The sequence below is a fragment of the Ruminiclostridium hungatei genome (assembly GCF_002051585.1).
Classification (GTDB): domain Bacteria; phylum Bacillota; class Clostridia; order Acetivibrionales; family DSM-1351; genus Ruminiclostridium; species Ruminiclostridium hungatei.
Window position 1 is genome coordinate 99,641 of the sequence record NZ_MZGX01000010.1, and the last position, 11,934, is coordinate 111,574.

Consider the following 11,934-nt stretch of genomic DNA (forward strand, 5'->3'; position numbering starts at 1 on the left):
AAGAGTTTAGCTTTGGAGGCGTCAAATGAATTATGTCAAGTATAGAAAGCTTAAAAATTCAATATTTCATGGAATAATATTCTGCGTAACCTTAATTGGAATCGTGATTTTGGCCATTCTTCTTATTGATATAATCAGAAGGGGAATTCCGTTTTTGACCAAGACCTTCTTTACAAATTTCCCTTCCAGATTTCCAAATAAGGCGGGAATCCTGCCGGGTATCGTGGGGAGTGTAAATATTATTCTGCTGACCATTGCCTTTGCAGTGCCTGTGGGACTGGGAACGGCAGTGTACCTGGAGGAATATGCCAAGAACAACCGGCTTACGAAATTCATCAAGATTAACATTTCCAACCTGTCGGGAACTCCTTCCATTGTGTATGGCCTGCTTGGACTGGCGGTATTTGTAAGGGTCATGGGTCTGGGGAAAAGTATATTGTCGGGAGCTCTTACCATGTCGCTGGTGGTGCTTCCCATAGTCATAGTTTCCTCTCAGGAGGCGATTAAGGCGGTTCCCCAGTATCTGAGGCACGGCTCCTACGCCCTGGGTGCTACAAAATGGCAGACAATAAGAAAAATAGTAATACCTGCTGCACTGCCCGGAATATTCACCGGAGTTATCCTGTCGGTATCGAGGGCACTGGGTGAAAGTGCACCGCTGCTTATGGTAGGGGCCGCAACCTATGTATCAAAGCTGCCGGACAGCGTCTTCTCGGTTTTTACCGCACTGCCGCTTCAAATATACTACTGGATGGGTCTTCCCAAGGAGGACTTCAAAGACCTGGCTGCTGCCGGAATAATTGTGCTGCTGGCCATACTTCTGACTACCAACGCAATTACCATAGTATTGAGAAACAAGTATCAAAGATCCGTAGAATAGGGGATTCAACAGGGTGCTATATAATCAACTTTTGCAATAGATTTAAAAACATTCCCTCTTAGAATATGACATTGACTTTGCTGCTGTGTGCCCATAGCTTAAATACAAATGACAGGATTATTTGCAGCAGGCCTCGCCAGAATTATATGCAGCTTGTACAGTATTAACAACTTGTTAATAATCACTACCAAAAGAAAACATATGCTGAAGTTGACTTATATATAAGGCACTGCACAGCGCTTGAAAAAGCCGGTGCAGTGCCCTTGTCCGTTACAGGGGATGCAGACCGGGGTGACGCGCTCCCTATTGTTAAGCTTTCTTAATATGCAATTAACAATTGTTAACCTAAAACAAATATTCTCTTTAAAAACCGCTAATATAATTAAATTGTGGTAAGCAGAAAATAGTTTCCTACAGAATAATATAAAGCTGTTTACTTAGAGATACTAAAAATTGATTACTAATGGGAGGTTTCAAGATGAGTAAATCCGTAATATTGAAAAGAATAACAGCATTAGCACTGGGTGTTGCCCTTACAGCAACCCTTGCAGCATGTGGAGACAGTTCTGGCAGCGCTTCCGATTCTGCAGCTCCAAGTTCTTCCGCTCAAGGTTCTTCCGCTTCAAGTGAGAAGCTTGGGGGAAAAATAGTAATTGACGGGTCCAGTACTGTTTATCCTATAACCATGGCTGTAGCCGAGGAATTTAAAAATGAGCAGCCGGATGTTGAAGTCTCGGTTGCAATGTCAGGAACAGGCGGGGGAATGAAGAAATTTTCTGCAGGTGAGATTGATATCTGCGATGCATCAAGACCCATAAAGCAGGAAGAAATCGACAAGGCCAAAGCAAACGGAATTGATTTTGTCGAGCTGGAAATAGCTTATGACGGCATATCGGTAGTTGTAAATAAAGATAACACCTGGGTGAATACAATAACGACTGCGGAACTCAATAAAATCTGGGCAAAGGACAGCACCGTGAAGACCTGGAAGGATGTAAACCCTGCATGGCCGGCCGAGCCCCTCAAGTTGTATGGACCGGGTACGGATTCAGGTACATTTGAATTCTTTACTGAAAAAATAAATAAGGTAGCCAAGGAATCCAGAACGGATTACACGCCCAGCGAAGATGACAATGTACTTGTTCAGGGTATTGCAGGTGACAAGAATGCAATGGGCTATTTCGGATTTGCATACTACGAGGAAAATACCGATAAGCTGAAGGTTCTAAAAATAGACGACGGTAAGGGTCCTGTAGAGCCTACTCCAGAGTCCATAAAGGATAAGAGCTACAGTCCTCTTTCAAGGCCGCTGTTCATATACATCAACAAGGCAAAAATGGATCAGCCTCAGGTAAAAGCATTTGTACACTATTACATTGAAAATGCGGCAACCTTATCCAAGGAAGTGGGATATGTACCTCTGGACAGCTATGATGCGGTAAAGGAAAAAGTAAAGTAATAAACTTCTGATTGGATCGTGGTACTTACAAGCGCTTTTCGTGGTAAGTACCACGATTTTTTATAAAACAATTTCGGGGAAGATTATATGGACATTGCCAAAACTATCAAAAAAATAACTGTGAAAAAAAATTCTCTCAGGACACAGCTAATGCTTGTGCTGATTTTAACAGCCCTGGTTCCGATAATTGCCATCGGCGCTTCTACCTACATAACAACCATAGGAAAATTGACAGATCTTTCGCTGAATACTCTCAAAACCAATTCTATAAACATAAGAAATAACATTGATGTAAAGATAAACAGCATTGACAGCATAATAAAAGGAGTTTCCTCCCAGCCTGATTTTCTGGTTGCGCTGGAAATGGTGAATAATGCCAGAGGGCTGGATAATGAAGTATACAGCAATGTCCAGCTTTCAATGAAAAATGCCGTGGAAGGTTCAAGCAGGCTGGTAAGCGCTATGTACCTGTGTGACGGCAGCGGCAGGATAATTGCCGCCGGTGCAAGGGATTACAAGCTGTTCAAGGACAAAAGCTTTTATGATCCAAAGCTTTTTGAAGAGCTGAAAAAACTGAATAAAGATGGCGTAACAGTAGGTGACCCTGTGTATTCCCAGGAGCTGAAAAAGCTGGTAATACCCGTCTCAAAGCCGGTCAGAAGCCTGGCTGCCTTTGCCGGCAGCATAACGGCCCTTGTGGATTACAACGGCTTCTTTGATTTCATTTCAAAGGAAGATACGGAAAATGAGATAATAATACTTGATGAAGCTAAAAAAATCATATTTCATCAGGACAGGGAAAAGCTGAACACAATAATTGAGGATGAAGGTCTGAACAGGTACTTGTCGGATAAAACTGCAGCCAGGCCGGTCACCTATGATGATGAAAATGTCAGGAAGGTAATGTATGCCAATGAATCCGGGCTCACTTACTGGAGCGTTTGCGCACAGACGGAATATTCCGCTGTCATGTCCCCTGTAAGGCAGTATATTGCAGTGATTCTCATTGTAATGCTGGCTACTCTGTTTATTACCCTGCTTGTGGCAATTCTTTATTCCAAGCATATTTCAAGGCCGGTTGTGGAATTGACCAGGCAAATGAAGAAAATTCAGGAGGGCTGTCTGGATATTGAGCTTAACGGCAGCAAAACCGGTATTGAGGAAATAAACAGTCTCAGGGACAATTTCTATAATATGGCGGAAAATCTTAAAAGGCTCATCAGGGATATAGGCTCGGCTTCCGGGGAAATAGGCGGCATGTCCGGAGTGATGGTGGAAGCTGCCTCCAGCTCCATTGAACAGTCTGAGAATACCGGAATAGCTGTTGCCAGAATAAATGAAAATATAAAAAAGCAGGCCGACGACACCAATTGTGCCGCAAAAGGGATAGAAAGCCTGGCAGGCCAGATAGCCACTTCCAGGGAGCTGTCCCACAATATATACAGTTATCTGGGCCTATTGAACAAATCAACTGAGAATGGAAAAACTCAAATAGATATTCTTGACGCTACCTCTGAGAGAAACCTTAAAAACACAACACTGATGGAAGAGGTGATTGTGCAGTTGCAGGGTCAGATGAAGCAGATAAACACCATTACGGCTACCATACAGAACATCGCAAAACAAACCCATCTGCTGTCGCTCAACGCAACTATAGAGGCCTCCAGGGCAGGAGAGGCGGGGAAGGGTTTTTCGGTGGTGGCACAGGAAATAAAGGGGTTGTCCGAGCAAACCAATATACAGGCAGGCTCCATAAGGAATATGCTGGACAGTATTGTGAAGAATACCCTGCTGCTCACGGACTCCTTCAGAGAGGTCAGTGAAGGCACTGATTCCCAGAATAAATCGGTAACCGGTACAAAGCACAGCTTTGCAGAAATAGCGGGATATATAGAAAATATCAACGCTCAAATGAGACATATTAATGACTACCTGCAGGAAATGGACTCTCAAAAGGATAATCTTGTACAACTGGTAAATCATATAAATATGACAGCCGCTGAGATAGCAGACGGCTCAAATCAGGTGGGGCTGTATATGGATGAACAGATTGCCTCGGTTAACAATCTGCACCGGGATTCAAATCTTTTCAGTAACCTGGCAACTCAACTGGAGAAGTCGGTAAGTATCTTTAAAATGTAGCGGGTGTGAGCATTAAAGGCAGAAAGCTGCTTGGGATGCATGCCACTTCCGGGCGAGCTTTTAGTCATACTACGCATTTCTCTAAAGTCGTCCTCCCGTGGCATGCAAACTTATCTGTTAAATTAAATGGCTCAGCAAGGGGAACTTTACCGCAGACTGCGATAAAATAATCCTTGCTGAGCCAACAATTTTTAAAAATATATGTGCCTTATTTCTCAAACAGCTTGTCCAGGTCCAGTATAAGAACAATCTTGCCGTCCTTCTCTACAACTCCGCTGAAAAATTTTCCCGACAGACCGGAGATGAGATCCGGAGCCGGTTTAATGCCGGAGTCCTCAGTGCTGAATATTTCAAATACTTCATCCACCAGCAAGCCTACCATGGATTCGTGGTTTAATATAATAATACGGGTATTATCGTCAAAATCAATGGGCTGGTAGCCAAACTTTTTCCGCAGGTTGAAAACGGTGTGAACCTTGCCTCTCAAGTTAATCAAACCTTCAATATAAACAGGTGTATCAGGTACTTTGTATATATCGCTAATCTTTTCAATGATATTAACGTGGTTGATACTTATGGCAAATACTTCATTGTTAACTTTAAACAAGACCAATTGTGTTGACATCAGCAATACCCCCTAGTCAAATTCTGTTAATTATATATATTATACCAGTATAAGTATTTTTCAGCAAACATTTTTGTTGGTTTTTGTAGTATAATGCAGTTTAAAGTTAGCTCCTGTAGCTTCCGTTTATTTTTACGTAATCATATGAAAGATCACAGGTCCACATGCGGTCGGAAACCTTGCCCTTCTTAAGGTTGACCTTTATTGTTATTTCCTTTTGCTTCAACAACTGCTTGGCAGCGGCTTCGTCAAAATCCACAGCCGCTCCGTTCCTGCACACCAGGATGTTTCCGATTGCTATATCCGTGAGATTTGGGTCAAAAACAGCACCGGAGTATCCGGCAGCAGTTATTATCCTGCCCCAGTTCGCGTCTTCTCCGAAAATAGTGGTTTTGACCAACGGAGATTTGGCAATGGAACTCACTACCTTATAGGCATCCTGTTCGTCGTTGGCTCCGTCAACAATGATTTCAATCAGCTTTGTAGCACCTTCGCCGTCTTTTGCCATTAGTTTTGCAAGATAGGTACATACAAACATCAGAGCGTCAACAAATTTTGAGTATTCATAATCATCCTTTACAATGGCATCGTTATCGGCAAAACCGTTTGCCAGTACAAATACCGAATCACAGACACTGGTGTCACCGTCAACCGAAATCCTGTTGAAGGTGGACTTTACACAGGTTTTCAGAGCTTTGTCCAGCAGGCTTCTGGAGATGTTTGCATCTGTGGTTATAATGCCTATCATGGTTGCCATGTTGGGATGAATCATGCCTGAACCCTTTGCCATCCCTCCGATACGCACCGTCTCGCCCTGTATTTCAATTTCAACGGCAATTTCCTTTTTCAGCAGGTCGGTGGTCATAATCGCCTCTTCAGCATCCGTACTGCCTTCCCTGCTTAAAACATTCACAGCCGACCGGATTCCTGACCGTACGGAGGGCATGTTCAGCTTTGTACCGATGACACCGGTTGAGTTGACCAGTATGTCCTCCGGCTCACAGTGCAGCAGTTCTGCGGTAAGGGCGGTGATTTCCTTGGCATCTCTGTGGCCGGTTTCTCCAACACATGCATTGGCATTGCCGCTGTTAATAACGATGGCCCTGGCTATGCCGTTTTTTATGTGTTCCATTGATACCTGCAGGGAGTGTCCTTTGACAACATTCGTGGTAAATACACCTGATGCTACTGCGTTATCTTCCGAGCACACTATGGCAAGATCCTTTTTGTTGTTCTTTTTTATGCCGCAGGCAACACCAGCGGCGGTAAAGCCTTTTGGAGCCGTAACTCCGCCTTCGATCACATTCATATTTATCTCCATTTCCGGCGGCAGATAATTGCGGTGAAACCGGATTCCAATCCTCCCGGCCGGCAAAACAGTAGGACATGTAAGTTCAACCGGGAAATCGGGGCATATCTGCTGCCTGTGATTTGATTAACACTTCCATAGCAGGGCCTGGACCCGCCCTGGCGGGCAATAACTGTCCCGCTGCTTATTGTGTTGTTTCATCTGATTTACAGTCTTAAAAAGTTTAAAACCTAAAAATCAAAAAATAGCAATTATTTGTAAGTAATTATACATAAATATGACAAATGAATCAATTAAAAATAGCATGTTCATAATGGCGTTTATATATTCGGAAATAAAAAAACAATCTGACCAGCCTGAAATTATGTATCAAATCCTGCCCATAAACTGTTATAATGTTTTTAAACGTAAAGCGCAGGAGGCATTATGATATTCAAGGCAGCAATTTTTGATCTGGACGGCACGCTGATAGATTCCCTTGAGGATTTGGCGGACAGTGCCAACGCAGCATTGGCAAAGCATGGCTTTGGCAGTCATCCGGCAATTGCATACAAGAAATTTGTGGGCAACGGTGTAAGACAACTTATAAAAAGAGCGGCACCGGCAGGAACGGCCGAAGAGGAGATAGACAGTATTCTGGCTGATTACAGGGAGATTTACAATAAGAACTATGTAAATAAGACCAGGCCATATGCCCGCATTCCCGAAATGCTGGCAATGCTTGAAAAATTGGGTATAAAAATGGCCGTATGTTCAAATAAGCCACATGAGCCCACCGCTGAAATAGTTGAAAAGGTTCTTGGCTCCGGCTATTTTCAGGTGGTTTTCGGGGAACGGGAGGGGATACCCAGGAAGCCTGACCCGGCAGCCTTGGCGGAAGCTGCTGCGGTTATGGGTGTTGAGCCCTCCGAAGCCATATATCTGGGAGATTCGGGGGGAGATATGGTTGCGGCTGTGAGAGCCGGAATGTATGCCGCCGGCGCACTGTGGGGATTTCGTGAAAGGGAGGAGCTGGAAGCCGGCGGTTCGCAGGTGCTTTTTGAAGATCCGCTGCAGATGGTTGAATTCATTCGGCTGCATAATTTCAAGGAATGAAGGCTACAATTATTCTTGACATGATATTACAGGATTGTATATAATTTTTTAAGGTGAACGGCTTTGAAGGAAAGAAGTAGCCCTTTATTTGTACCAGAGAGAGGGAGCGGCTGGTGAAAGCTCCTGTACGGTATCGGGTGAAGCAGTTCCTGAGCTTCCCGCCGGTAAAAAGGCAGGACGTACAACGGCGTTAACGTATGAACCAAGAGCCCCTGTTCCAGGGGAATTAGGGTGGTACCGCGTGAGAATATCTCTCGTCCCTTATATAGGCTCGCTGCAGCAGCTTTAGCAAAATGGCAGCGGAGCTTTAAAGGATGGGAGTTTTTTTATTGTCTGTATTATTTATGAGCTTTCCAGGTATAAACTATCGATAGAAAAGCGTGTATGACATGCGGATGGAGGATTAAATGCAAAAATTGGGATTGAATGAGCTAAGAGAACGTTATCTCAGCTTTTTTGAAGGAAAGGGCCACATACGGATGGCAAGTGCTCCGCTTGTGCCTAAAAATGACCCCAGCCTTTTACTTATCAACTCGGGAATGGCTCCGCTGAAGCCGTATTTTACCGGGCAGGAGGAGCCTCCCGGAAAGAGGGTTACTACCTGTCAGAAGTGTATCAGGACTCCGGATATAGAAAATGTGGGAAAAACAGCCCGCCATGGTACTTACTTTGAAATGCTGGGTAATTTCTCCTTCGGCGACTACTTTAAAAAAGAAGCTATTCCGTGGGCCTGGGAATTCTGCACTCAGGACTTGAAAATGCCGGTTGACAAGCTGTGGGTAACAATATATGAAGATGACGACGAGGCTTTTGAAATATGGAATAAGGATATAGGTCTGTCTCCTGAGAGAATTGTGAGAATGGGAAAGAAGGACAATTTCTGGGAACATGGCACAGGTCCCTGCGGCCCCTGCTCGGAGATTTACTTTGACAGAGGCCCTGAAAAGGGCTGTGGCAGCCCGGATTGCAAGGTGGGCTGTGAATGCGACCGATATGTAGAGTTCTGGAATAATGTATTTACGCAGTTTAACAGGGATGAAAACGGCAATTACACAAGGCTGTCACATCCAAATATAGACACAGGCATGGGCTTGGAGAGACTTGCCTGTATTTCCCAGGGAGTGGATAATCTCTTTGAGGTAGATACTGTCCTCAATATTTTGAATTACATCTGTAAAATAGCAGGGGTCCAGTATAAAAAATCAGAGAAGACCGACATTTCCATACGGGTTATCACAGACCATATCAGAAGCACTACCATGATGGCCTGTGATGGTGTGCTGCCTTCAAACGAGGGCAGGGGCTACGTATTGAGAAGACTGCTCAGAAGGGCTGCGCGGCACGGCAGGCTGCTCGGGATAAACAAGCCCTTCCTTTATGAAGTTGCCATGGTTGTAATCAGTGAGTCCAAGGAAGCTTATCCTGAGCTTTCCGAAAAGGCGGAGTACATTAAAAAGGTTATCAGAATAGAGGAAGAGCGCTTTGAGGCCACCGTTGACCAGGGTATAGTAATTCTCAATGAATTCATAACCGAAGTCAAGGAAAAGCAGCAGACTGTACTGCCGGGTGAAATGGTGTTCAAGCTCCATGACACCTATGGCTTCCCTCTTGACCTGACAAGAGAAATAGCTGAGGAAAACGGACTGGGCATAGACGAAGAGGGCTTTAAAAAGGAAATGGATGCCCAAAAGAAAAAGGCCAGGGATGCCCATAACAGCAAGGATACTTCCGCCTGGGCCGACAGCGTGTTTGACAAGCTGGATAAAAGCCTTAAGACTGTCTTTACAGGCTATGAAGAAACTTCTGCCAATGCCAGGCTGCTTTATATAGTCAGGGATGGAGAGATTGTTGAAACCGCTCAGGAGGGGGATGAGGTTACCATCATAACCGATGTGACTCCCTTCTATGCTGAAAGCGGCGGACAGGTGGGAGATACAGGTATGTTCACCACCCGGAACGCAAAGGTAGTGATAAATGATTGCACCAGGACCGCCGACGGAAAATACCTGCACACCGGTGCAGTTGAAAGCGGACTTATAGAGACGGGCAATCAGGGTGTACTTCAGATAGACCTGAAAAGAAGAATGGCCATATCCAGAAACCATACAACCACACATCTCCTGCACAAGGCACTGAGAACAGTGCTTGGGGATCATGTTCATCAGGCCGGTTCTCTGGTTGAGCCAAACAAGCTGAGATTTGACTTCAGCCACTTTTCGGCTATGACTCCCGGGGAACTGAAAAAAGTTGAGGATATGACCAATGCTGCCATACTTGAAAGTATGGAGGTGGACGTAAGGGAAATGCCCATAGACGAAGCAAAGAAACTTGGCGCAATGGCTCTTTTCGGAGAAAAGTACGGGAGCACCGTAAGAGTTGTAAAGGTTGAGGACTACAGCGTAGAATTCTGCGGGGGTACTCACTTGAGCAACACTGCACAGGCAGGCCTGGTCAAGGTGTTGGGAGAGAGCGGCGTAGCAGCCGGTGTAAGAAGGCTGGAAGCTCTTACCGGAGAAGCTGCCATAAGATATTATGCCGACAGGGAAAAGCTGTTGAACGAGGTCTCACAGGCTCTGAAGGCATCTCCCCAGGACAGCCTGAAAAAAGTTGAAACCTTGGGCCAGGAGCTTAAAAATGCCGAGAGGGAGATTGAACAGTTAAGAAACAGGCTTGTCAGCGGAGAAGCTGACGAGGTTATTTCCAAAGCGGCTGAAATTAAGGGAGTGAAGGTGGTTACAGCCCGTTTCGACACTTTGGACATAGATGGCTTGAGAAATACCGGAGACATGCTTAAAACCAGGCTGGAGTCCGGAGTTGTAGTACTGGCGTCAAATTACGGCGGCAAGGTCAGCTTTATTGTTACGGCTACAAAGGATGTTCTGGCAAAGGGTGTACATTCCGGAAATATTATAAAGGAAGTTGCGAAAACAGCCGGAGGAGGAGGCGGAGGACGCCCTGACATGGCTCAGGCGGGAGGAAAGGATGCCTCTAAAATAAATGATGCCCTGAAGGCTTCTCTTGCCGTCATAGACTCACAAATAAAGTAATCCGGCAACGTCTTGCTGCGGAGGCGGTTTTGGCTGCAATATCAGGCTGAAACTGCCAGGGCTGGATGGAATGTGGTATAATTGCAGATATAAGGTTGAAACATTGAAGGGTATTTTGATTTGATACGTCATGCATGTCCGGTATGTTTATTTCCGGTATGCAGATGAGATGGAGGTTTTTATGAGCGACTGCATTTTTTGCAAGATCATCAACGGGGAGATTCCCTCAAAAAAGGTATATGAGACCGAAAAGGTTTATGCTTTTCACGACATCAGTCCGGAGGCGCCGGTTCACGTGCTTATAGTGCCGAAGGAGCACATTGCTTCACACAATGAATTAACTGCCGGAAATGTTGGTATAATGATGGATATACATCTTGCGGCCAATGAAATAGCACGGCTGATGGGCATAGCGGACAGCGGGTACAGGCTTATAAACAACTGCGGGACGGATGTGGGACAGACTGTGTTCCATCTTCACTATCATTTGGTTGGCGGAAAGTCCATGGGCAGCAAAATATTGTAACTTGTCCTTCTTTTATAAATAAATGTTGACACTTTTTTGAAAATTAATATATAATATACTGTGTGCTGTATTTAGCTTGATTCCCTATAGTATTAAATAAATACTACGGCTTATTCCCGGCACAATTGTTACCATCGGAGGGAGGGAAGTTGTGTGTCTGAAGTAAGAGTTAAAGAGAATGAGTCTTTGGATAGTGCTCTCAAAAGGTTTAAGAGATCTTGTGCTAAATCAGGTGTTTTAGCTGAGGTAAGAAAGAGAGAACATTACGAAAAGCCAAGTGTTAAGAGAAAAAAGAAATCTGAAGCCGCAAGAAAAAGAAAATTCAAATAATATTGTGACAGTAGTAGCTTATGGCTAATAGGAGATATTTATTATGTCACTAAAAGATTTGCTTCTACAGGATTTAAAAGATGCCATGAAGGATGGCGATGCAGTTAGAAAGACGGCTGTTCAGATGGCCAGGTCGGCAGTGCTTCAGGTTGAAAAGGATACAAAGGTCACCCTTGACGATGATGGTATAGTTGAGATTATTGCTAAGGAAGTTAAGAAAAGAATGGACACCTTGCCCGACTTTGAAAAAAGCGGCAGGGACGATCTTATAGATAATCTAAAGGCTGAAATTGAAGTTTTGAAAAAATATTTACCACAGCAGTTAAGTGAATCTGAGATTGAAATTATTGTTAAAAATGCAATTGCTTCAACTGGAGCCGCTTCTGCTAAGGATATCGGAAAGGTAATGCAGGCTGTGATGCCTGAAACCAGAGGCAAAGCCGACGGTAAATTGGTTAACCAAATAGTTAAAAATTTATTAGGATAAAGAAAAGTCCGGTATTGACCGGACTTTTCTTTTT

At 44.4% G+C, this 11,934-nt stretch carries 10 protein-coding genes and 1 other annotated feature; of the genes, 8 read left to right on the forward strand and 2 right to left on the reverse strand.

What is annotated here, in order from left to right:
* Nucleotides 1-25: 25 nt before the first annotated feature.
* The 3 genes from pstA (at nucleotide 26) to CLHUN_RS09095 (ending at nucleotide 4,481) form a co-directional block, all read left to right on the forward strand.
* Entirely contained in the window at nucleotides 26-880 is an 855-nt protein-coding gene (gene pstA, locus CLHUN_RS09085; protein ID WP_080064274.1) for a phosphate ABC transporter permease PstA, read from the forward strand.
* Between the two features lie 478 nt (nucleotides 881-1,358).
* Nucleotides 1,359-2,339, forward strand: coding sequence for a PstS family phosphate ABC transporter substrate-binding protein (locus CLHUN_RS09090; RefSeq protein ID WP_080064275.1), 981 nt, complete (start codon nucleotides 1,359-1,361; stop codon nucleotides 2,337-2,339).
* A gap of 87 nt (nucleotides 2,340-2,426) precedes the next feature.
* Complete coding sequence (locus CLHUN_RS09095) at nucleotides 2,427-4,481, forward strand: methyl-accepting chemotaxis protein (protein ID WP_080064276.1); 2,055 nt, start codon at nucleotides 2,427-2,429, stop codon at nucleotides 4,479-4,481.
* A 208-nt stretch (nucleotides 4,482-4,689) separates the two neighbouring features.
* Here CLHUN_RS09095 and CLHUN_RS09100 read toward each other — a convergent pair whose 3' ends face one another.
* Nucleotides 4,690-5,106 (reverse strand): chemotaxis protein CheW, encoded by a 417-nt coding sequence (locus CLHUN_RS09100; protein WP_080064277.1) that lies wholly within the window; start codon nucleotides 5,104-5,106, stop codon nucleotides 4,690-4,692.
* Between the two features lie 106 nt (nucleotides 5,107-5,212).
* Nucleotides 5,213-6,415 (reverse strand): bifunctional glutamate N-acetyltransferase/amino-acid acetyltransferase ArgJ, encoded by a 1,203-nt coding sequence (argJ, locus tag CLHUN_RS09105; RefSeq protein WP_080064278.1) that lies wholly within the window; start codon nucleotides 6,413-6,415, stop codon nucleotides 5,213-5,215.
* Nucleotides 6,416-6,841: 426 nt separating this feature from the next.
* Between argJ and CLHUN_RS09110 the strand changes: the two genes are divergently transcribed.
* The 5 genes from CLHUN_RS09110 to CLHUN_RS09130 all read left to right on the forward strand — a co-directional run bounded on the left by CLHUN_RS09110 (nucleotide 6,842) and on the right by CLHUN_RS09130 (nucleotide 11,900).
* A complete protein-coding gene (locus CLHUN_RS09110) occupies nucleotides 6,842-7,510 on the forward strand; it encodes an HAD family hydrolase (protein WP_080064279.1) in 669 nt (222 codons plus the stop codon).
* Between the two features lie 54 nt (nucleotides 7,511-7,564).
* Nucleotides 7,565-7,775 (forward strand) — a binding site (T-box leader).
* 142 nt (nucleotides 7,776-7,917) lie between these two features.
* Complete coding sequence (gene alaS, locus CLHUN_RS09115; RefSeq protein ID WP_080064280.1) at nucleotides 7,918-10,557, forward strand: alanine--tRNA ligase; 2,640 nt, start codon at nucleotides 7,918-7,920, stop codon at nucleotides 10,555-10,557.
* 181 nt (nucleotides 10,558-10,738) lie between these two features.
* Nucleotides 10,739-11,083: a histidine triad nucleotide-binding protein gene (locus tag CLHUN_RS09120; RefSeq protein ID WP_080064281.1), complete on the forward strand. Its 345-nt coding sequence runs from the start codon at nucleotides 10,739-10,741 to the stop codon at nucleotides 11,081-11,083.
* Between the two features lie 153 nt (nucleotides 11,084-11,236).
* Nucleotides 11,237-11,413, forward strand: coding sequence for a 30S ribosomal protein S21 (gene rpsU, locus CLHUN_RS09125; RefSeq protein WP_004622093.1), 177 nt, complete (start codon nucleotides 11,237-11,239; stop codon nucleotides 11,411-11,413).
* A gap of 43 nt (nucleotides 11,414-11,456) precedes the next feature.
* Nucleotides 11,457-11,900 (forward strand): GatB/YqeY domain-containing protein, encoded by a 444-nt coding sequence (locus CLHUN_RS09130; RefSeq protein WP_080064282.1) that lies wholly within the window; start codon nucleotides 11,457-11,459, stop codon nucleotides 11,898-11,900.
* Nucleotides 11,901-11,934 lie beyond the last annotated feature (34 nt).

Coding starts and splice junctions, on each gene's coding strand:
- pstA (WP_080064274.1), top strand. CDS start 26: ATGAATTATGTCAAGTATAGAAAGCTTAAAAATTCAATATTTCATGGA.
- CLHUN_RS09090 (WP_080064275.1), top strand. CDS start 1,359: ATGAGTAAATCCGTAATATTGAAAAGAATAACAGCATTAGCACTGGGT.
- CLHUN_RS09095 (WP_080064276.1), top strand. CDS start 2,427: ATGGACATTGCCAAAACTATCAAAAAAATAACTGTGAAAAAAAATTCT.
- CLHUN_RS09100 (WP_080064277.1), bottom strand. CDS start 5,106: ATGTCAACACAATTGGTCTTGTTTAAAGTTAACAATGAAGTATTTGCC.
- argJ (WP_080064278.1), bottom strand. CDS start 6,415: ATGAATGTGATCGAAGGCGGAGTTACGGCTCCAAAAGGCTTTACCGCC.
- CLHUN_RS09110 (WP_080064279.1), top strand. CDS start 6,842: ATGATATTCAAGGCAGCAATTTTTGATCTGGACGGCACGCTGATAGAT.
- alaS (WP_080064280.1), top strand. CDS start 7,918: ATGCAAAAATTGGGATTGAATGAGCTAAGAGAACGTTATCTCAGCTTT.
- CLHUN_RS09120 (WP_080064281.1), top strand. CDS start 10,739: ATGAGCGACTGCATTTTTTGCAAGATCATCAACGGGGAGATTCCCTCA.
- CLHUN_RS09130 (WP_080064282.1), top strand. CDS start 11,457: ATGTCACTAAAAGATTTGCTTCTACAGGATTTAAAAGATGCCATGAAG.